This is a genomic window from Streptomyces sp. GL_148 (genome assembly GCF_057834205.1).
Genome location: NZ_CM174396.1, coordinates 2,069,368 through 2,089,362 on the forward strand (window position 1 = coordinate 2,069,368; position 19,995 = coordinate 2,089,362).

The window sequence follows — 19,995 nt, forward strand, 5'->3', positions numbered from 1 at the left end:
GATGCCGCCACCGGAGTCCGGCCGACGAGCAGCGGCCACCCTGCCCTCGCGGGCGGGCGGGAAACGGAACCTGCCCGGCACCTCCCCCGCGTGCCGAGCCCCGCGCAGGACCTGAGGCGGCCCAGGGACATGCGCTCGGTCACCCGTCACCCGTCACCCGTCACCCGTCACGATCAGCCTCACGCAAGCACCCGTCAGGCCCCGCCGCCCGCCGCCCGCGCCGTGAGTTCCTCCCACACCTTGCGCACCTGCGGCTCCAGCGCCTCCAGCGGCCCGTCGTTGTCGATCACGAGCGTGGCCACGGCCAGCCGCTGTTCCCGTGTGGCCTGCGCCGCCATCCGGGCCCGGGCCTCCGACTCCTCCATGCCCCGCAGCCCCGTGAGCCGGGCGAGCTGGGTGGCCGGCGCCGCGTCCACGACGACGACCAGGTCGTACAGCGGAGCGAGCCCGTTCTCCGCGAGCAGCGGTACGTCGTGCACCACGATCGCGTCGGGCCCCGCGGCCGCTTCCAGTTCCGCGGACCGGGCCCCGACCAGCGGGTGCACGATCGCGTTGAGGATCCGCAGCTTCGCCGGGTCGGCGAACACGATCGACCCCAGCTTCGGCCGGTCCAGCCCGCCCTGCGGATTCAGTACCGACTCCCCGAAGGCCTCCACCACCGCCGCGAGCCCGGGCGTACCCGGCTCCACGACCTCCCGCGCGATCCGGTCGGCGTCCACGACGACCGCTCCGTACCCCGCCAGCAGCCGCGAGACCTCGCTCTTGCCGGCGCCGATTCCGCCTGTCAGGCCAACTTTCAACATGCTCGGCAGACTAGCCCCCGCGTCCTGGGCCCCGTACAGACCCCCGGCCTGAGGCGGTTCCTCGGCTCCTCGGCTCCTCGGCCTCAGCCCCTCGGCTCCCAGCCCCTCAGCCTTCGCCCTCGCGCTCCGCCAGGAACCGCTCGAATTCGAGGCCGATCTCGTCCGCCGACGGAATCTCCGCGGGCTCCGCGATCATGTTGCCCCGGGTCTCGGCCCCAGCCGCCGCGTCGTACTGGTGCTCCAGCCCCTGCACCAGGCTGACCAGCTCCTCGTCGCCCTCCCGGATCTGCCGGTCGATCTCCGTCTGCGTGCGGTGCGCCTCGGTGCGCAGCGCGTGCGCGACCGACGGCAGGACCAGCCCCGTCGCGGCGGTGATCGCCTCCAGGGCGGTCAGCGCGGCGTCGGGATACGGGGAGCGCGCCACGTAGTGCGGTACGTGGGCGGCGACGCCCAGCACGTCGTGCCCGGCCTGGCCGAGGCGGAACTCGACCAGTGACTCGGCGCTGCCGGGTACCTGGGCCTCGTCGAAGGGGCTGCGGTGTCCCGGCATGAGGTCGGTCCGGTTGCCGTGCGGGGTGATCCCGACGGGCCGGGTGTGCGGGACGCCCATGGGGATGCCGTGGAAGTTGACGGAGAGCCGCACGCCCAGGCGCTCGACGATCTGCCGGACGGCGACGCAGAAGCGCTCCCACTCCACGTCCGGCTCGGGGCCGGACAGCAGCAGGAACGGCGCGCCCGTGGCGTCCTGGACGAGGCGCACCTCGAGCAGGGGCTCCTCGAACTCCGTCCAGTGGTCGCGCTGGAAGGTCAGCAGCGGACGGCGCGCCCGGTAGTCCACCAGGCGGTCCGCGTCGAACCGGGCCACGACCTGGTGGGGCAGCGTGTCGAGCAGCCGCTCGACGATCTGCTCGCCGGTTTCACCCGCGTCTATGTACCCCTCGAAGTGGTAGAGCATGACCAGCCCGGCCGAGTCCTGGGCAAGCGCCAGGTCGGCCACCGCCAGGCCCTTGGCGTCCCATTCGTACAACCCCTGTGGATCAAGCACCGCCACCACTCCTCCTCCGCCGCGTTCTCTGGCAAGAACGTCCAAGGACTCGTGACCATTCCCCAGTTGACGGTTTTCACGAGGCGGTGTTCACAGGAAACGGCGGCACGGCGGCACGGCCGCACAACGCGGTAAGGCCCGCCCCCCTGAGGGGACGGGCCTTACCGGTGAAGATCAGCTCAGCTCACGCTGTGCTGCTGCGATCAGCTCTGGCCGCCGGCCAGCTTCTCGCGGAGCGCGGCCAGGGCCTCGTCCGACGCCAGGGCGCCAGAGGTCTCGTCCGCACCCTCGGAGGAGTACGAACCGCCCGAGATGCCCGCACCGGCGCTGCTGCTGCTGCCCGCGGCCGGAGCGGCCGCACCCTCGGCAGCGGCGGCCTCGTCGGCCTCGCGGCTCTTGATGACCTGAGCCTGGTGCTGCTCGAAGCGCGTCTGCGCCTCGGCGTACTGGCCCTCCCAGGCTTCGCGCTGCTTGTCGAAGCCCTCGAGCCAGTCGTTGGTCTCGGGGTCGAAGCCCTCGGGGTAGATGTAGTTGCCCGCGTCGTCGTACGAGGCAGCCATACCGTAGAGGGTCGGGTCGAACTCGACCGAGGCCGGGTCGGCACCGAAGGACTCGTTGGCCTGCTTCAGGGACAGCGAGATCCGGCGACGCTCGAGGTCGATGTCGATGACCTTGACGAAGATCTCGTCGTTGACCTGGACGACCTGCTCCGGGATCTCCACGTGGCGCTCGGCCAGCTCGGAGATGTGGACCAGACCCTCGATGCCCTCGTCCACACGGACGAACGCACCGAACGGAACCAGCTTGGTGACCTTACCCGGGACGACCTGACCGATCTGGTGCGTCCGGGCGAACTGCTGCCACGGGTCTTCCTGCGTCGCCTTCAGCGACAGGGAGACACGCTCGCGGTCCATGTCGACGTCGAGGACCTCGACGGTGACTTCCTGGCCGACCTCGACAACCTCGGACGGGTGGTCGATGTGCTTCCAGGACAGCTCGGAGACGTGGACGAGACCGTCGACGCCACCCAGGTCCACGAAGGCACCGAAGTTGACGATCGAGGAAACGACGCCGGAGCGGACCTGACCCTTCTGCAGGGTGGTGAGGAACGTCTGGCGAACCTCGGACTGGGTCTGCTCGAGCCAGGCACGGCGGGACAGGACCACGTTGTTGCGGTTCTTGTCCAGCTCGATGATCTTCGCCTCGAGCTCCTTGCCCACGTAGGGCTGGAGGTCGCGGACGCGACGCATCTCGACGAGGGAGGCCGGCAGGAAGCCACGGAGGCCGATGTCGAGGATGAGTCCACCCTTGACGACCTCGATGACGGTACCGGTGACGATGCCGTCTTCTTCCTTGATCTTCTCGATCGTGCCCCAGGCGCGCTCGTACTGCGCACGCTTCTTGGACAGGATCAGACGGCCTTCCTTGTCCTCCTTCTGGAGAACAAGGGCCTCGATCTCGTCGCCGACCTTGACGACGTCGTTCGGGTCGACATCGTGCTTGATCGAGAGCTCGCGGCTCGGGATGACGCCCTCGGTCTTGTAACCGATGTCGAGGAGGACCTCGTCACGGTCGACCTTCACGATGACGCCGTCGACGATGTCGCCGTCGTTGAAGTACTTGATCGTCTCGTCGATCGCGGCGAGGAACGCTGCCTCGTCACCGATGTCGTTGACCGCAACCTGCGGGGTGGTGGCGGTGGTCTCGGTGCTGCTCGTCATGTGGGTAAGGGCTCCGGTTACGGACAGAAAGTCGTAGGTACTGCTACGCCGGGAGCCCTTATCGGCATCTGCCGAAGAAGCCGGACAGCCAAGGAAGCCCCAGTTCCGCGAAGTGCGGGGTGGGGGCCTCGAAAACCGAGGGGTCATCAACAGATACAAGCGCAGCCTGCTAGGTCTGAGGAGCACAGGCTCGCAGCGCAACTTGTAGCATACGGGGGCAGCCGGACAGGGTCAATGCGCGAAGGCGCACACCCCGGGCGGATCACCGCACAACCGGCACAATTAGTGGGCAGGCAGGCGCCAATGGCCCTTCCCGCCCGCTTTCCGCAGACATTCGCAGACTACGACGACGGGCCCCATGAACCAAGAGGACTACGCCCCCGAAGAGGCGTACGAAGCCGGATCGGCCGCCGAAGACGATTCCGAGGCCACGCGGCGTGACGCGGGGGAAGCGGAGAGCAGCCGGGCGAGCCGGGGCTGGTGGGACCGCAACGCCGACGAGTACCAGAGCGAGCACGGCGCCTTCCTCGGCGACGACCGCTTCGTCTGGGGACCCGAGGGCCTGGACGAGGCGGAGGCGGCCCTCCTCGGGCCCGTCGCCGCCCTCAAGGGCAAGGACGTCCTGGAGATCGGCGCCGGCGCCGCCCAGTGCTCGCGCTGGCTGGCCGCCCGGGGCGCCCGCCCCGTCGCCCTGGACCTCTCCCACCGCCAGCTCCAGCACGCCCTGCGGATCGGCGATGACGTCCCGCTGGTCGAGGCCGACGCCGGGCGCCTCCCTTTCCGCGACGGCTCCTTCGACCTCGCCTGCTCCGCCTACGGCGCCGTCCCCTTCGTCGCCGACCCCGTGAACGTCATGCGCGAGGTCCGCCGAGTCCTGCGCCCCGGCGGCCGCTGGGTCTTCTCCGTCACCCACCCGATCCGCTGGGCCTTCCCCGACGAACCCGGTCCCGAGGGGCTCTCCGTCGCCGCCTCCTACTTCGACCGCACCCCTTACGTGGAGCAGGACGAGGAGGGCCGCGCCGTGTACGTGGAGCACCACCGCACCCTCGGCGACCGGGTACGGGACGTGGTCGCGGGCGGCTTCCGCCTCGTCGACCTGGTCGAGCCGGAGTGGCCCGCCTGGAACAGCCAGGAGTGGGGCGGCTGGTCCCCGCTGCGCGGCAACCTCATCCCCGGTACGGCGATCTTCGTGTGCGAGCGGGACTGAGCCGGTGACGGGACAGCGCGTGATCCGTACGGCCGAGCTCGACGCCCTTCCCGTACGGGAAGCCCTGCCCGCGCTCGTCTCGGCGCTGGACGCCCACGGCGCCGCCGTGCTGTGCGCCCCGCCCGGCACCGGCAAGACCACGCTGGTGCCTCTGGTGCTGGCGGGGCTGGTGGGGGGTGGGCCGCGCCGCCGGGTCGTGGTCGCCGAACCCCGCCGGATCGCCGCCCGCGCGGCGGCCCGGCGAATGGCCTGGCTGCTCGGCGAGCAGGTCGGCGCGTCCGTGGGCTTCACGGTGCGCGGGGAGCGGGTGGTGGGGCCGTCCACCGTGGTCGAGGTGGTCACCACCGGGGTGCTGCTCCAGCGGCTCCAGCGCGACCAGGAGCTGTCCGGGACCGATCTGGTGATCCTGGACGAGTGCCACGAGCGGCACCTCGACGCCGACACGGTCGCCGCCTTCCTCCTGGACGTACGGGAGACCCTGCGCCCGGAGCTACGGCTCCTCGCGGCCTCGGCGACCACCGACGCCGACGGCTGGGCACGGCTCCTCGGCGGCGCCCCGGTCGTGGAGGCGGCCGGCGTCTCCTACCCGGTGGAGACGGTGTGGGCCCCGCCGGCCCGCCCGGTACGGCCGCCGCACGGGATGCGGGTGGACCCGGCGCAGCTCACGCACGTGGCCTCGGTGGTGCGGCGGGCGCTGGCGGAACGTTCCGGCGACATCCTCTGCTTCCTGCCCGGCGTCGGCGAGATCGCCCGGGTCGCCGGGCAGCTCGGCGCGGCCGACGCGGAGGTCCTCCAGATACACGGCCGGGCCCCGGCCTCCGTCCAGGACGCGGCGCTGTCCCCCGCGCCGCACCGCCGGGTCATCCTCTCCACCGCCGTCGCGGAATCCAGCCTGACCGTGCCCGGCGTACGGATCGTCGTGGACTCGGGGCTGGCCCGCGAACCCCGGGTCGACCACGCCCGGGGCCTGGGGGCGCTGGCCACCGTACGGGCGTCCCGTGCGGCCGGCCGTCAGCGCGCGGGCCGGGCCGGGCGCGAGGCCCCGGGCACGGTGTACCGCTGCTGGGCCGAAGCGGAGGACGGGCGGCTGCCCGCCTACCCCTCCCCCGAGATCCGGATCGCGGACCTCGCGCAGTTCGCCCTCCAGGCCGCCTGCTGGGGCGACCCGGACGCGACCGGCCTGGCCCTGCTCGATCCGCCGCCGGCCGGAGCGATGGCCGCGGCCCGGGAGGTGCTGCTCGCGGTGGGCGCGGTGTCCCCGGCGGGGCGGCCGACCCCGCGGGGGCTTCGGATGGCCCGGCTGGGCCTGCACCCGCGCCTCGCCCGGGCGCTGCTCGACGGCTCCGCCGCGCTGGGGCCCCGGCGGGCGGCGGAACTGGTGGCCCTGCTGAGCGAAGAGCCGCCGCGGGAGTACGGGGACGACCTGGCCGCGGCCTGGCGGCGGGCCCTGGCGGGCGGCGACCCGTACGCATCGCGCTGGCGCGCGGAGGCCAGGCGCCTGGAGCGCGCCGCGACGGAAGGCGGCCCTGCGGGGCATTCCCCCACCCCGCCCCTTCCCGATTCCTGGGGCTCCGCCCCAGACCCCGCGCCTCAAACGCCGGCGAGGCTGGAAGATCCAGCCCGCCCGGCGTTTGAGGGCACGGGCGCGCAGCGCACGTATGGGGCCCGGGGCCGAGCCCCGGTTTCGGGAAGGGGCGGGGTGGGGGAAGGCCCCGCAGGGCCCGTCCCCCACGACGCCGCCGCCGGACTGGTCTCCGCGCTCGCGTTCCCGGAACGGGTCGCCAAGGCCAAGGGCCAAGGGGCCTTCCTCATGGCCTCCGGCACCGGGGCCGAGCTCGGCGAGAGTTCGGGGCTGCGCAGCGCGCCCTGGCTGGCGATCGCCGTCGCCGACAGGCCCCCGCACTCCGCGTCCGCCCGCATCCGCCTCGGGGCCCTCCTCGACGAGGACACCGCCCGAGCGGCGGCGGGCCACCTGTTCCGCGAGGGCGAAGAGGTGCACTGGGAGGACGGCGACCTCGTGGCCCGCAGGGTCACCCGGCTCGGTGCCATCGAGCTCGCCGCACGCCCCCTGCGCGACCCCGACCGGGACCTCGTCAGGGCCGCGCTCCTCGACGGACTCCGGACCGAGGGGCTGGGGCTCCTGCGCTGGACCCCGGACTCGCAGGCACTCCGGGCCCGGCTCGGCTTCCTGCACCGCACGCTCGGCCCGCCCTGGCCCGGCGTAGCGGACGACGGGGAGCTGCTGGAGCGGGCCGACGACTGGCTGGAGCCCGAGCTGTCGCGGGCCCGCCGCCGCGGCGACCTCGCGCGGATCGATGCGGGGCAGGCGCTGAACCGGCTGCTCCCCTGGGCCACCGGGGAGGCCGCCCGGCTCGACGAGCTGGCCCCGGAGCGCATCGAGGTCCCCAGCGGATCCCGGATCCGCGTCGACTACGCCGCCGAGCACGGGCAGCCCGTCCTCGCGGTCAAGCTGCAGGAACTGTTCGGGCTGGCCGAGACCCCCCGGGTCGCGGGGGTCCCCGTACTCGTCCATCTCCTGTCGCCCGCCGGCCGGCCCGCCGCCGTCACCGCCGACCTGGCTTCCTTCTGGCGGGGCGGCTACCGCGCCGTCCGCGCCGAGCTCCGCGGCCGCTACCCCAAGCACCCGTGGCCCGAGGACCCGGCGACCGCCGAGCCCACCCGGCACACCAACGCCCGGCTCAAGCGCTGAGCGGCCCCTCCCGCTCGGGGCGCCGGCTGCGCGCCTCGAGCAGCAGGGCCAGTCCGAAGAGCGCGAGCCCGCCGGCCGCGAGCCCGATCGGGGCGTACGTGTGCAGCGCCAGGACCATGATCCGGTTCGACTTGACCAGGTCGACGGTGTAGTCGCTGTAGTCCTCGCGGATCTTCACGTGCCCGGCGAAGACGGTGAGCTTCCCGTCGGGCGCGCTGCCCGCGATGCTCCCGCCGCGCATCTCCTGCTGGATCTCCTGCTCGGCGTTGACGGGAGCCCCGGTCACCGGGTCGACCCAGAACATCGCCTTGGTCGTGTACCAGAGGCTGGTTCCGGTGGTCTGCTCGAACGTCGCCGGGTCGATGGCCTCGATCGGCATCTTCTTCGGCAGCCCGACCTTCGTCCACGGCACGGTCTGCTCGAAGTAGTAGACGTCCATGCCCTTGAACTTGCGCGGCCCGACGTAGTGGATGGGCGAGGAGGTGCGGGTCTGTGCGTCGAAGTAGAGGTAGTCGCGCGGCTCGGTGAAGAACGGCCACTTGAACTCGATGCCCTCGCGCTTGACCGGGTCGCCGTCCACGGCCTCGCCGGTGGCGTGCACCGGGTCCTGGCTGTGGGCGTCGAAGATGTAGCGCTCGGGGATCTGGGAGACCATCTTCCCGTCCGGTCCCATGATGTAGGTCAGCGTGTCCCAGACCACGACGTCCTTGCCGGCGCTGGCCTCGATCGACTTCGAGGCCTCGACGTTGCCCTTGAGGGTCTGGATGATGGTGACCTTGTCGACCTTCTTCGGCTGCAGGGTGGAGTAGTCGACGAGGGTCGCGTCCTTCGCCTCCAGCACCATCTCCTGATACTGGCTCGGCGGGATCTTCGCGAGCCTGGGGTACGCGTACCAGCGCAGCAGCGGTGCGAGGGCTGCACAGAACACGGCTACGGCTAGCAGGACGAGGCTTGCTCTGCGTCGCATGGCCGGGCCCTCCTCTACTTTCCGGGCGCGGCGGGCGCGATGGTGAGCAGGGGCTTCGGTGAGGTCTTGCCTTCCGGCGCACCCGTCGCCGTGATGGCGAAGACGAGGAGCACCGCGAGGACGAGACCGCTGGCGGCGGCGACGAATGCGCGCATGCCGGGCCTCCGGAATCTGATTGGTCGTCAGGGCGGTGGCACCGTAGCAATGCGGGTGACAGATGAGAACCGTTTGCGCCACTGCTCGCGCGGGGACCCGGACCGCACGGGGGCACGCCGGGGCCCCGCCCCCGTTCAGGGGGCGGGGCCCCGGCGTGCCAGGGGCGTCAGGGGGCCGGCGTGGGCGCCGGAGCGGCGGCGGACGCGGACGGTGACGGCTTGGGCGACGGCTTGGGCGACGGCTTGGGCTGCGGCGACGGGGAGGCCGAAGCCGTGGGCTTCGGAGCGGGCTCGGGCGTCGTCGACGTGGTCGGCGTCGGGCTCGGGGTGGGCTTCGGGCTCGGGGTGGGGCTAGGCGTAGGAGTCGGGCTCGGCGTAGGAGTCGGGCTCGGCGTCGGAGTCGGGCTCGGCGTCGGGCTCGGCGTCGGAGTCGGAGTAGGTGTGGGGCTCGGGGTAGGCGTCGGCTTCGGGCTCGGCGTCGGCGTCGGAGTCGGGCTGGGGGGCGGCGTCGGGCTCGGCGTAGGCGTAGGTGTCGGCTTCGGCGAAGGCGTGGGCTTAGGCGTCGGAGTCGGCGTCGGGCTCGGGCTCGGCTTCGGGGGTGTCACCACCGGGTCGCCACTGCCACCGGTACCCGTACCCGTACCGGCACCACCGCCACGGCCGTCCGGGACCTCGTGCGCGCCCTTGAGGTAGTACGTGAACCACGACCGGACCGTCCGCAGGTACGCGGAGGAGTGGTTGTACGACAGCACGGCCCGGTCCAGATCCGCGTCCACCCGCAGGTCACGCGTACCGGCGCACAGGTAGCGGCCCGCCGCGAGCGCGGCGTCGTGCACGTTGTTGGGGTCGCGCCGGCCGTCGCCGTTGGCGTCCTGGCCCCACGAGGCCCACGTGGACGGGATGAACTGCATCGGCCCGACCGCACGGTCGTAGCGGGAGTCCCCGTCGAAGACCCCGCCGTCGGTGTCCGAGATGTTCGCGAAGCCGTTGCCGTCGAGCACGGGCCCCCGGATCGGCCGCAGCGTCGTACCGGAGGCGTCGACCTGGCCGCCGCGCGCCTGCCCGGACTCGACCTTGCCGATCGCCGCGAGGAGCTGCCAGCGCAGTCCGCATCCGGGGTCGTTCCTGCCGACCGCCTGCTCCGCACCCCGGTACGCGGCGAGCACGGTCGCCGGTATGCCCTGCGCGCCCTCGGCCCCGCCCGTGGCCACGGGTTCGGTGCGCGGCCCCGGATCCGCGGCGGCCGGCACCACGGGCGGCGCCGCCCCGTCCTCGGGCAGCAGCACGGCCGGCGGCTCGGGGCTCACCAGCGGCGGCAGCGCGGTGTAGTAGGAGCCGTCCCCCGCGGAGCCGTCGGGCACGGGCGCGGGCCCCGCAGCCGCGTCCGTGCCGGCCGCGACCGGTCCCTGCGAGGCGGTCAGCACGGCGGCCACGAGAGCGGAGACGAACACGGCGGCCCCGCCCTTGCGCACCACCCGGCCGAACCGGGTCGATATCCCCGCGGCCGCGCGTGCCGGTATCCGAATCCGAGCCGTCATGAGCCGGACCCCCCTCCCCCTAGACGTCCGCGTGACCCTACGTCAACTGGCTGAACAGGGCACGCATCGTGGGCGGGAATTCACGATTTCCTCATGTCCTCACGAGTTCCCAGGCCACCGATACTGGAGGCACCCGATCGCACCGGACCGCACCGGTCGATGAGCCGAGCCCCCGAGACAAGGTCCCATGCCGTTCACTCTCAGCCACGCGGCCGCCGTGCTTCCGGCCGTCCGCCGGTCCGGTCGTGCGCGGGGCCCCCTCGTCGGATCGGCCCTGGTCCTCGGGTCGTTCGCTCCGGACACCTTCTACTTCGCCGACACGGTGGTCTCGGGCCTCAAGCCGTACGGCACCTTCACGCATTCCCTGCCCGGCGTCCTGACCGCCGACGCGGCCTTGACCGCCGTCCTCGCAGCGTGCTGGCTGCTGCTGCGCGAACCGCTGCTCGCGCTCCTGCCCCGCGGCCGCCGCGGCAGGGTGCACGCCTTCGTCCGAGGCGAGGAGTGGCGCGGGCGCCGACTGCCCGCACTGGCCCTCTGGTTCTACCTCTCGGCGGTCATCGGCTCCCTCACGCACGTGGTGTGGGACGCCTTCACGCACGTCGACCGCTTCGGAACGCGCACCCTGCCGGAGCTGGGCGAGCCGCTCGCCCTCGGGCTGCCCCTCTACTCGTACCTGCAGTACGGGACTTCGGCGCTCGCGGCCTACTGCCTGGTCTGGTTCACGGCGACCGCGCTGCGCCGGCTGCCGGACTCGCCGGCCCCCGCGTCCGTCCCGGTGCTCGGCCGGGCGGAGGTGTGGGGCGCGCTCGCCCTGGTCCTCGTGTGCGTGACGGTCGGGGTCACCCTGCGCGTGCTGCGCTTCTTCACCTTCTTCGACCGGATCCGCACTCCGCTCGACATCATCCCGACCGTCTGTTTCGGCGCGGGCGGCGGACTCGCCGTGGGGCTGCTGCTGTACGGGGTCCTCGTGCGCCTGCTCCACCGGCGGGTCCGCGACCGCTCGGAGGAGGACGCGAGAACGCCCGTCCCCACCGCGTAGGCGGGGACGGGCGCTGCCCGGACCACAGGCTCGGGCGGTCAGTGCGCGGCGGACTCCCAGTCGGGACCGACGCCCACGGACACGTCCAGCGGGGCCCGCAGGTCGACGGCGGCGGCCATCTCGCGGCGCACCAGCTCCTCCACCTGCTCTCGCTCTCCGGGCGCGATCTCCAGCACGATTTCGTCGTGGACCTGGAGCAGCATCCGCGAGGTCAGCCCGGCCCCGGTGATCGCCTTGTCCACGCGCAGCATCGCGACCTTGACGATGTCGGCGGCGGTGCCCTGGATCGGCGCGTTCAGGGCCATCCGCTCGGCGGCCTCGCGGCGCTGGCGGTTGTCGCTGTTGAGGTCCGGGAGGTAGCGGCGGCGGCCGAGGATCGTGGCCGTGTAGCCGGTGGCGCGGGCCTCCTCGACGACGCGGCCCAGGTAGTCCCGGACTCCGCCGAAGCGCTCGAAGAAGGTCTCCATCAGGCCGCGGGCCTCACCGGGCTCGATGTTCAGCTGCTGGGCGAGGCCGAACGCGGAGAGCCCGTAGGCAAGACCGTAGGACATGGCCTTGATCTTGCGCCGCATCTCGGCGTCGACCTCGGAGCGCTCGACGCCGAACACCTGGGAGGCGACGGTGGTGTGCAGGTCCTCGCCCGACTGGAAGGCTTCGAGCAGGCCCTCGTCCTCGGAGAGGTGGGCCATGACGCGCAGCTCGATCTGGCTGTAGTCCGCGGTCATGAGGGATTCGTAGCCCTCGCCGACGACGAAGCCGCGGCGGATGGCCCGGCCCTCGTCGGTGCGCACCGGCACGTTCTGCAGGTTGGGGTCGGTGGAGGACAGCCGTCCGGTCGCGGCGACGGTCTGGCTGAAGCTGGTGTGCACCCGGCCGTCGGCGGCGATCATCTTGACCAGGCCCTCGACGGTGACGCGCAGCTTGGCCTGCTCCCGGTGACGGAGCATGATCACGGGCAGTTCGTGGTCGGTCTGGGTGGCCAGCCAGGCGAGCGCGTCGGCGTCCGTGGTGTAGCCGGTCTTGGTCTTCTTCGTCTTCGGCAGGTCCAGCTCGCCGAAGAAGACCTCCTGGAGCTGCTTGGGCGAGCCGAGGTTGAACTCGTGGCCCACCGCCGCGTGCGCCTCCTTCACCGCCTGCTGCACGGCGCCCGCGAACTGCAGCTCCATGCCCTCCAGGTGGCTCCGGTCGACGGCGATGCCGGCCCGCTCCAGGCGGGCCAGCAGCTCGGAGGTGGGCAGCTCCATGTCGTGGAGCAGCTCGGCCGCGCCCACCTCGGGCAGCTTCACCGCGAAGGCGTCGCCGAGGTCCAGGACGGCGCGGGCCTGCGCCATCAGGGCTTCGGCCTCGGCGGTGTCGTCGGCGCCGAAGGCGAGCTGCCCGTCGGCGGCGGCGGGCGCCAGCTCCCGGTGCAGGTACTCCTGGGAGAGCACGTCCAGCGCGAAGGAGCGGCGGCCCGGCTTGATCAGGTAGGCGGCGAGCGCGGTGTCCGTGGCGACCCCGGCCAGGGTCCAGCCGTGCTCGGGGAAGACCCGCATCAGGGCCTTGGCGTTGTGCACCACCTTGGGCTTCGCGGCGTCGGCGGCCCAGGCGGCGAAGGCCTGCTCGTCGGCCTCGTCCAGCGCGGACGGCTCGAACCAGGCGGCGGCTCCCCCGGCCGAGGCCAGCGCGATCTCGGAGACGTTGCCGGTGCCCAGCGCCCAGCTGTCGACGGTGGAGATGCCGAGCGGGCTGCCCGCGTGGCTCGCCAGCCACGGCGCGAGCTCGCCGGCGCCCAGCACGGAGCCGTCCAGCTCGACGGCGGCCGCGGCCGGTGCGGGGGCCTCTTCCTCGGCGGCGCCCGGGTCCACGGCGAGCAGCCGCTCGCGCAGGGAGGCGTTGCGGATCTCCAGTACGTCCAGGACACCGGTGACGGCGCTCCGGTCGTAGGGGGCTCGGGCCAGGTCGGCGGGGGTCTTGGGCAGGGCGACGTCCTTGACCATCTCGGTCAGGACCCGGTTGAGCTTCACGGCGTCCAGGTGGTCGCGGAAGTTCTGCCCGGCCTTGCCCTTGACCTCCTCGGCGCGCTCCACGAGCTCCGCGAACGACCCGAACTGGGTGATCCACTTGGCTGCGGTCTTCTCGCCGACGCCCGGGATGCCGGGGAGGTTGTCGGACGGGTCGCCGCGCAGCGCCGCGAAGTCCGGGTACTGCTGGGGGGTGAGCCCGTACTTCTCCTCGACCTTCTCGGGGGTGAAGCGGGTCAGCTCGGAGACGCCCTTGGTCGGGTAGAGCACGGTGGTGTGCTCGGAGACGAGCTGGAAGGAGTCGCGGTCACCGGTGACGATCAGCACGTCGAAGCCGAGGGCCTCGGCCTGCGTGGCGAGCGTCGCGATCACGTCGTCGGCCTCGAAGCCGTCGACCGCGAAGCGCGGCACGCTCATCGCGTCGAGGAGCTCGCCGATCAGCTCCACCTGCCCCTTGAACTCGTCGGGGGTCTTGGAGCGGTTCGCCTTGTACTCGGGGAACTCCGCCGAGCGCCACGTCTTGCGGGACACGTCGAACGCCACCGCGAAGTGCGTGGGCGCCTCGTCGCGCAGCGTGTTCGCCAGCATCGACGCGAACCCGTAGATGGCGTTGGTCGGCTGCCCCGTCGCGGTGGTGAAATTCTCCGCGGGCAGCGCGAAGAACGCCCGGTACGCCAGGGAGTGCCCGTCCATGAGCATCAGGCGGGGGCGGTCCGCTGCGGTCGGCTGGTCGGTCTTCTTCGATGCTGAATCTGCCACGCCCCCGATCCTAGGCGCCCCCAATGACAAATCCGGACGGGCTGCGCGGCCGGGCGGGGAGGCCGGCCGGAGCGCCCCTCGCACCGGCCGCCCGGAGCGCCGGTCAAAATCCGGGGTCGGCGCCGCGGACGGGGCGTGACAGGATCGGATGCGTACGAAGAAGACTGCTCAAAGGGGAGCGACATGGCCACCAAGCCGCCCACAGGTGATCCGGTACAGGACGCTCCACAGGTAGCGCCTCCCCAGCACGCGGCCGCCGGCCTGCCCGCGATCGGGCACACCCTGAAGATCGCGCAGGAGCAGATGGGCCTGGCCCGTACCGCCCGCACCCTCCTCAAGGTCAACCAGAAGAACGGCTTCGACTGCCCGGGCTGCGCCTGGCCCGAGGGCGACAAGCGGCACACCGCCGAGTTCTGCGAGAACGGCGCCAAGGCCGTCGCCGAGGAAGCCACCCTGCGCCGGGTCACCCCCGCGTTCTTCGCCGCGCACCCGCTGGCCGACCTCGCAGGCCGCTCCGGCTACTGGCTGGGCCAGCAGGGGCGGATCACCCAGCCGATGCTCATGGAGGCGGGCGGCGACCGCTACGAGCCGGTCAGCTGGGAGCGCGCCTTCGAGATCATCGCGCAGGAGCTGCGCGCCCTGGACTCCCCCGACGAGGCCCTCTTCTACACCTCGGGCCGCACCAGCAACGAAGCGGCCTTCCTCTTCCAGCTGTTCGTCCGCGAGTTCGGCACCAACAACCTCCCCGACTGCTCGAACATGTGCCACGAGTCCTCGGGCTCCGCACTGAACGAGACGATCGGCATCGGCAAGGGCAGCGTCTCCCTCGAAGACCTCCACCAGGCCGACCTGATCATCGTCGCCGGGCAGAACCCGGGCACCAACCACCCGCGCATGCTCTCCGCCCTGGAGAAGGCCAAGTCCGCCGGCGCGAAGATCATCTCGGTGAATCCGCTGCCCGAGGCCGGCATGGAGCGGTTCAAGAACCCGCAGACGCCCCTCGGCATGCTCAAGGGCACCGCCCTCAACGACCTGTTCCTCCAGATCCGCATCGGCGGCGACCAGGCCCTCTTCCGCCTCCTGAACAAACTGGTCATCGAGGCGGGCGGCGCCACCGACGAGGAGTTCATCCGCGAACACACCCACGGCTACGAGCAGTTCGCGGCCGCCGCCAAGGACACCGACTGGGACGAGACCCTCACCGCCACCGGCCTGACCCGCCCCGACATCGAGCGCGCGCTGGCCATGATCCTGGCCTCGAAGCGCACCATCATCTGCTGGGCCATGGGCCTGACCCAGCACAAGCACTCCGTCGCCACGATCCGCGAGGTCGTCAACCTGCTGCTCCTGCGCGGCAACATCGGCCGCCCCGGCGCCGGCGTCTGCCCCGTCCGCGGCCACTCCAACGTGCAGGGCGACCGCACCATGGGGATCTTCGAGCGCCCCGCGCCCGCCTTCCTCGACGCCCTCGACAAGGAATTCGGCATCACCTCGCCCCGCGAGCACGGCTTCGACGTGGTCCGCTCCATCCAGGCCCTGCGCGACGGCGAGGCCAAGGTCCTCTTCGCCATGGGCGGCAACTTCGTCGGCGCCACCCCCGACACCGAGGTCACCGAGGCCGCGATCCGCCGCGCCTCCCTGACCGTGCACGTCTCCACCAAGCTCAACCGCTCGCACGCGGTCACCGGCAAGCGCGCCCTGATCCTGCCCACCCTCGGCCGCACCGACAAGGACGTCCAGGCCACCGGTCTCGGTAAAAAGGGCACAGCGCAGTTCGTGACCGTCGAGGACTCCATGGGCATGGTCCACTCCTCCCGCGGCAACCTCGCCCCCGCCTCCCCGCACCTGCTCTCCGAGCCCGCGATCGTGGCCCGCATGGCCCGCGCCGTCCTCGGCGAGGCCTCCGCGACCCCGTGGGAGCAGTTCGAACGCGACTACGCGGCCATCCGCGACCGAATCTCCCGCGTCGTCCCCGGCTTCGAGGACTTCAACGCCCGCGTCGCCCGCCCCGGCGGCTTCCAGCTCCCGCACGCCCCGCGCGACGAGCGCCGCTTCCCCACCAAGACCGGCAAGGCGAACTTCACCGCCGCGCCCGTGGAGTACCCGCACCTCCCGCCGGGACGCCTGCTCCTGCAGACCCTGCGCAGCCACGACCAGTACAACACCACCATCTACGGCCTCGACGACCGCTACCGCGGGATCACCGGCGGCCGCCGCGTCGTCATGGTCAACCCCGAGGACGCCGCCGAGCTCGGGCTCGCCGACGGCTCGTACACCGACCTCGTCGGCGAGTGGCGCGACGGCGTGGAGCGGCGCGCCCCCGGCTTCCGCGTCGTCCACTATCCGACCGCCCGCGGCTGCGCCGCCGCCTACTACCCCGAGACCAACGTGCTGGTCCCCCTCGACTCCACGGCGGACACCAGCAATACACCGGCGAGCAAGTCCGTCGTCGTGCGCTTCGAGCCGGCCTGATAGAACGACTCGAGGACAAGATGGTTAACGAGCGTTGACGAACGGAGTCGACCCATGGGCGAGCAGCAGCACGCGGTGAAGTTCCCGCAAGAGGTCCTCGACGAGTACACGGCCCTGGGCATCGACCTGCCCGCGCTGTTCTCGGCGGGCGACCTCGGCAAGCGGATGGACATCCGCATCCTGGAGGCCTCCGCCGAGCGCGTCGTGGCCACCATGCCCGTCGAGGGCAACACCCAGCCCTACGGACTCCTCCACGGCGGCGCCTCCGCCGTGCTCGCCGAGACCCTCGGCTCGGTCGGCGCGATGATGCACGGCGGCATCACCAAGGTCGCCGTCGGCGTCGACCTGAACTGCACCCACCACCGCGGCGCCCGCTCCGGCCTGGTCACCGGCGTCGCGACCCCCGTGCACCGGGGCCGCTCCACCGCCACCTACGAGGTCGTCATCAGCGACGACCAGGACCGCCGGGTCTGCACGGCCCGCCTCACCTGCCTGCTGCGCGACGTTAACCCGCAGCAACAGGACGGCAACAACTAAGACTTGATCCGTATCCGGTGGGGATGACGGATTGCAGCCGGGGCGGTTCCTGGGCTGTCCGGCGTGGTCGCCCGGGGGCGGCTCATCCGGGGTCGCTCAGGGCGCTGGTCCGGCATTCGGGGAGCAGAGGCACAGCTCAAACGTCGCGCTGCCGCGTGATCCGTACCGGCAAGCCGGGGACGGACACGATGCGGTTGACTCCCACAGGGCGTCTTCTCGCCCTACCCTTACGGGACTTGGCGATCCTAGCGGAATTACGGAACGCCTCTTAGCCGTTGCCCTCGCAGCGGCGCCGGTCTAGCGTTCCCGCATGGGATCCGGACCGGCGCCGCGGCGCGCCTCGGCCGCGGCGGTGACGGCGACGGCACTGCTGACCGCCGCACTGCTCGGCTGCTCCTCCGGCGCCCCCTCCGCGGCCACCTCCCCGGGAGCACCGGCCTCACCGGCGACCACGCCGTCGGCCGCACCGGAGTCCGTCCCGCCCCAGCAGCTCTGCACCCGCCTGATCACCCACTGGGCCGGCGTGATCCTCGACGCCGGCGAGGGCCAGGACGCCGTCCGCCTCGACTACCAGTCCATGGGCCTGTCCGGCGGCCAGAACGACATCCTGCGCGCCGTCCTCGCCGACGCCCGCACCGAGCAGGCCGCCAAGGGCCCGGCCGCCGCCCGCGAGCTCACCGCCCGCGAGGCCGAGCGCCGCTGCGCCGAGCGCTACCGCTCCGGCGCCCCGACCGGCGGGCCCTGGCAGTGAGCGCGGGCATCGGCCCCGTCGAGCCCGGGGAGGGCACGGAGGCCCACGAGGACCCGCGCCCCGCCCCCCGTACGCCCCCGGCCGTCCGCAGGGTCCGCGAGGCCTACGAGGGCCACCGGCGGGCCGTCCTGGCCCTCGGGGCTCTGACCTGCGCGTCCGCCGTGATCGCCGGTGGGGCCGCGCTGTACGCGGCCCGGCCGCGCCCCGCCCCCTACACGCCGCCCGCGCCCTCGCAGGTGTTCTCCTTCGTCTACGCCGGTCCGGCCGAGCAGGCCCCCTCCGGCACGGCCTTCGCGTTCACCGTCCGTGTGCGCGCCGCGTCCGGTCCGGCCATCACTCTGGAGCGGCTGACGCAGCCCTCGCGGGCTCTGGCGGTGGAGGTCCAGCCACCACTTCCGGCCACTCTCGCCCCGGGCGAAGCCCGTGACCTCGCCGTACGGATTCGGGTCACAGACTGCGTGCATGTGGCACGGAATTCCGGACTCCCTTTCCTCGAAGTAACCCTAAGTAATGGGTTTGAGAAAGAGGATCACAGCTACATCCCCGGTGACCGTTATGCGGCCGATCTCTCCACCGCCCTGACCAGGGCCTGTCCCGAAGATCGAGACGCGACCACTCCTGCGCCGTCATGACCAAAAGGCCCCAGAGTCCTGGCGCGACAGTACTCAAACCACCCGACGGTCCTCACCGATCTCAGCATGCGGACAAGACGAACCGGCCGGATTTCCCCCTTTCCACCCGCAGAGATCCGCTATGTATTACGCCGTGGCATAACAAGAGAGTCACATCATTGGCCTCAGCCCTCCATAACGTCCCAAGACCCGCTTAGAGTCACGGCCAGTCACCGCGACCAGCCGGATTCCTTCAGTTCGGTACCCCGCGTTCGACACGGTGCGTCCCACGGGGGACGCAGTGCCAGGAAAGGACTGATCGTGCGTCAGCGTTCTCTCATTGCCGTGACCGCCGCGCTCGCCGCGGGCGCCCTCACTCTCACCGCCTGCGGATCGCGCGGAGAAAAGACCAACGACGCCGGCAGCGGCGACACCACGGTGGTCATCGGCGTCGACGCCCCGCTGACCGGCGACCTCTCCGCCCTCGGCCTCGGCATCAAGAACTCCGCCGACCTCGCCGCCAAGACGGCCAACGAGAAGAAGTACGTCAAGGGCGTCACCTTCAAGATCCAGGCCCTCGACGACCAGGCACAGGCCTCCTCCGGCCAGCAGAACGCCACCAAGCTCGTCGCCGACAAGGACGTCCTCGGTGTCGTCGGCCCGCTGAACTCCTCCGTCTCGGAGTCCATGCAGAAGGTCTTCGACGACGCCAAGCTCGCCCAGATCTCCCCGGCCAACACCAGCCCCTCCCTCACCCAGGGGCCGAAGTGGGCCACCGGCGAGAAGGTCCGCACCTACAAGAGCTACTTCCGCACCGCCACCACGGACGCCATCCAGGGCCCGTTCGCGGCGCAGTACCTCTTCAACAAGGCGGGCAAGAAGAAGGTCTTCCTGATCGACGACAAGAAGACCTACGGCGCAGGCCTCGCCGGCACCTTCAAGGGCGAGTTCACCAAGCTCGGCGGCCAGGTCGTCGGCGAAGGCCACATCGACCCGGAGAGCAAGGACTTCTCCGCGATCGTGACCGAGGTCAAGAGCTCCGGCGCCGACGTGGTCTACTACGGCGGCGAGTACCCGGCGGCCGGCCCGCTCAGCAAGCAGATCAAGGCCTCCGGCACCAAGATCCCGCTCGTCGGCGGCGACGGCATCTACGACAAGAAGTTCGTCGAGCTCGCCGGCGCCGAGTCCGTGGGCGACCTCGCCACCTCGGTCGGCGCCCCGGTGGAGAGCCTGCCCTCCGCCAAGGACTTCGTCGCCAACTACACCAAGGCCGGATACAAGGAGCCCTTCGCTGCCTACGGCGGCTACTCCTACGACTCCGCCTGGGCGATCATCGAGGCCGTCAAGGCCGCCGTCGACGCCAACAACGGCAAGCTCCCCACCGACGCCCGCGCCAAGGTCCTCGCGGCCGTCCAGGGCGTCTCCTTCGACGGTGTGACCGGCAAGGTCTCCTTCGACGAGTTCGGTGACGCCACCAACAAGCAGCTCACCGTCTACAAGGTCGAGGGCACCGACTGGAAGTCCGTCGAGTCCGGCACCTTCGGCGGCTGATCTCCACCAGCCACCCACCGGTAGCCGGTAGTCCGCTCGAACGGCCGGCCACCGGAGCACCACCAACCTGCCGCGCGGGGCGCGCACAAAAAGCGCCCCGCGCGGAGTCACATCCGTCGAAAGACT

Annotated in this window: 15 protein-coding genes; 8 read left to right on the top strand and 7 right to left on the bottom strand. The window is 71.8% G+C overall.

Going from position 1 to position 19,995, the window contains the following annotated elements:
• Positions 1-194: 194 nt before the first annotated feature.
• The 3 genes from coaE to rpsA form a co-directional block, all read right to left on the bottom strand.
• Positions 195-803: a dephospho-CoA kinase gene (gene coaE, locus AC3IYI_RS09480; RefSeq protein WP_489409754.1), complete on the bottom strand. Its 609-nt coding sequence runs from the start codon at positions 801-803 to the stop codon at positions 195-197.
• A gap of 106 nt (positions 804-909) precedes the next feature.
• On the bottom strand, positions 910-1,848 hold the full coding sequence (locus AC3IYI_RS09485) for a PAC2 family protein (protein ID WP_266909595.1): 939 nt from the start codon (positions 1,846-1,848) through the stop codon (positions 910-912).
• A gap of 203 nt (positions 1,849-2,051) precedes the next feature.
• Positions 2,052-3,569, bottom strand: coding sequence for a 30S ribosomal protein S1 (gene rpsA / locus AC3IYI_RS09490; protein WP_489409755.1), 1,518 nt, complete (start codon positions 3,567-3,569; stop codon positions 2,052-2,054).
• A 358-nt stretch (positions 3,570-3,927) separates the two neighbouring features.
• Between rpsA and AC3IYI_RS09495 the strand changes: the two genes are divergently transcribed.
• Both AC3IYI_RS09495 and AC3IYI_RS09500 read left to right on the top strand, forming a co-directional pair.
• Complete coding sequence (locus AC3IYI_RS09495) at positions 3,928-4,776, top strand: class I SAM-dependent methyltransferase (RefSeq protein WP_489409756.1); 849 nt, start codon at positions 3,928-3,930, stop codon at positions 4,774-4,776.
• 19 nt (positions 4,777-4,795) lie between these two features.
• On the top strand, positions 4,796-7,486 hold the full coding sequence (locus AC3IYI_RS09500) for an ATP-dependent RNA helicase (protein ID WP_489411484.1): 2,691 nt from the start codon (positions 4,796-4,798) through the stop codon (positions 7,484-7,486).
• Here the strand turns inward: AC3IYI_RS09500 and pgfA are convergent.
• The 3 genes from pgfA to AC3IYI_RS09515 form a co-directional block, all read right to left on the bottom strand.
• The gene (gene pgfA, locus AC3IYI_RS09505; RefSeq protein WP_243338280.1) at positions 7,476-8,453 is read right to left on the bottom strand and encodes a cell envelope lipid trafficking protein PgfA; all 978 of its coding nucleotides are present in this window, start codon (positions 8,451-8,453) and stop codon (positions 7,476-7,478) included. The two genes, AC3IYI_RS09500 and pgfA, sit on opposite strands and share 11 nt — an antisense overlap.
• A 14-nt stretch (positions 8,454-8,467) precedes the next feature.
• Entirely contained in the window at positions 8,468-8,608 is a 141-nt protein-coding gene (locus AC3IYI_RS09510; RefSeq protein ID WP_489409757.1) for an SPW_0924 family protein, read from the bottom strand.
• Positions 8,609-8,775: 167 nt separating this feature from the next.
• Positions 8,776-10,146 (bottom strand): lytic transglycosylase domain-containing protein, encoded by a 1,371-nt coding sequence (locus AC3IYI_RS09515; RefSeq protein WP_489409758.1) that lies wholly within the window; start codon positions 10,144-10,146, stop codon positions 8,776-8,778.
• A gap of 187 nt (positions 10,147-10,333) precedes the next feature.
• On the opposite strand from AC3IYI_RS09515, the gene AC3IYI_RS09520 reads away from it, so the two are divergent.
• Positions 10,334-11,185 (top strand): DUF4184 family protein, encoded by an 852-nt coding sequence (locus tag AC3IYI_RS09520; RefSeq protein WP_489409759.1) that lies wholly within the window; start codon positions 10,334-10,336, stop codon positions 11,183-11,185.
• A gap of 38 nt (positions 11,186-11,223) precedes the next feature.
• Here AC3IYI_RS09520 and polA read toward each other — a convergent pair whose 3' ends face one another.
• Positions 11,224-13,947, bottom strand: coding sequence for a DNA polymerase I (gene polA / locus AC3IYI_RS09525; protein WP_489409760.1), 2,724 nt, complete (start codon positions 13,945-13,947; stop codon positions 11,224-11,226).
• Between the two features lie 183 nt (positions 13,948-14,130).
• On the opposite strand from polA, the gene AC3IYI_RS09530 reads away from it, so the two are divergent.
• The 5 genes from AC3IYI_RS09530 to AC3IYI_RS09550 all read left to right on the top strand — a co-directional run bounded on the left by AC3IYI_RS09530 (position 14,131) and on the right by AC3IYI_RS09550 (position 19,869).
• Positions 14,131-16,419, top strand: a complete 2,289-nt coding sequence (locus AC3IYI_RS09530; RefSeq protein ID WP_489409761.1) for an FdhF/YdeP family oxidoreductase — start codon at positions 14,131-14,133, stop codon at positions 16,417-16,419.
• A 54-nt stretch (positions 16,420-16,473) separates the two neighbouring features.
• The gene (locus AC3IYI_RS09535) at positions 16,474-16,956 is read left to right on the top strand and encodes a PaaI family thioesterase (protein ID WP_489409762.1); all 483 of its coding nucleotides are present in this window, start codon (positions 16,474-16,476) and stop codon (positions 16,954-16,956) included.
• Between the two features lie 310 nt (positions 16,957-17,266).
• Positions 17,267-17,707: a hypothetical protein gene (locus tag AC3IYI_RS09540; protein ID WP_489409763.1), complete on the top strand. Its 441-nt coding sequence runs from the start codon at positions 17,267-17,269 to the stop codon at positions 17,705-17,707.
• Entirely contained in the window at positions 17,704-18,339 is a 636-nt protein-coding gene (locus AC3IYI_RS09545) for a Tat pathway signal sequence domain protein (protein WP_489409764.1), read from the top strand. Before AC3IYI_RS09540 ends, AC3IYI_RS09545 begins: the two co-directional genes overlap by 4 nt.
• Positions 18,340-18,639: 300 nt before the next feature.
• The gene (locus AC3IYI_RS09550) at positions 18,640-19,869 is read left to right on the top strand and encodes a branched-chain amino acid ABC transporter substrate-binding protein (protein ID WP_489409765.1); all 1,230 of its coding nucleotides are present in this window, start codon (positions 18,640-18,642) and stop codon (positions 19,867-19,869) included.
• Positions 19,870-19,995: the final 126 nt, after the last annotated feature.

Excerpts from the sequence above, each read along its gene's own strand:
- AC3IYI_RS09540 (WP_489409763.1), top strand. The coding sequence starts at position 17,267 with ATGGGATCCGGACCGGCGCCGCGGCGCGCCTCGGCCGCGGCGGTGACG.
- pgfA (WP_243338280.1), bottom strand. The coding sequence starts at position 8,453 with ATGCGACGCAGAGCAAGCCTCGTCCTGCTAGCCGTAGCCGTGTTCTGT.
- AC3IYI_RS09535 (WP_489409762.1), top strand. The coding sequence starts at position 16,474 with ATGGGCGAGCAGCAGCACGCGGTGAAGTTCCCGCAAGAGGTCCTCGAC.
- AC3IYI_RS09530 (WP_489409761.1), top strand. The coding sequence starts at position 14,131 with ATGGCCACCAAGCCGCCCACAGGTGATCCGGTACAGGACGCTCCACAG.
- AC3IYI_RS09495 (WP_489409756.1), top strand. The coding sequence starts at position 3,928 with ATGAACCAAGAGGACTACGCCCCCGAAGAGGCGTACGAAGCCGGATCG.
- rpsA (WP_489409755.1), bottom strand. The coding sequence starts at position 3,569 with ATGACGAGCAGCACCGAGACCACCGCCACCACCCCGCAGGTTGCGGTC.
- AC3IYI_RS09510 (WP_489409757.1), bottom strand. The coding sequence starts at position 8,608 with ATGCGCGCATTCGTCGCCGCCGCCAGCGGTCTCGTCCTCGCGGTGCTC.
- coaE (WP_489409754.1), bottom strand. The coding sequence starts at position 803 with ATGTTGAAAGTTGGCCTGACAGGCGGAATCGGCGCCGGCAAGAGCGAG.
- AC3IYI_RS09515 (WP_489409758.1), bottom strand. The coding sequence starts at position 10,146 with ATGACGGCTCGGATTCGGATACCGGCACGCGCGGCCGCGGGGATATCG.
- AC3IYI_RS09520 (WP_489409759.1), top strand. The coding sequence starts at position 10,334 with ATGCCGTTCACTCTCAGCCACGCGGCCGCCGTGCTTCCGGCCGTCCGC.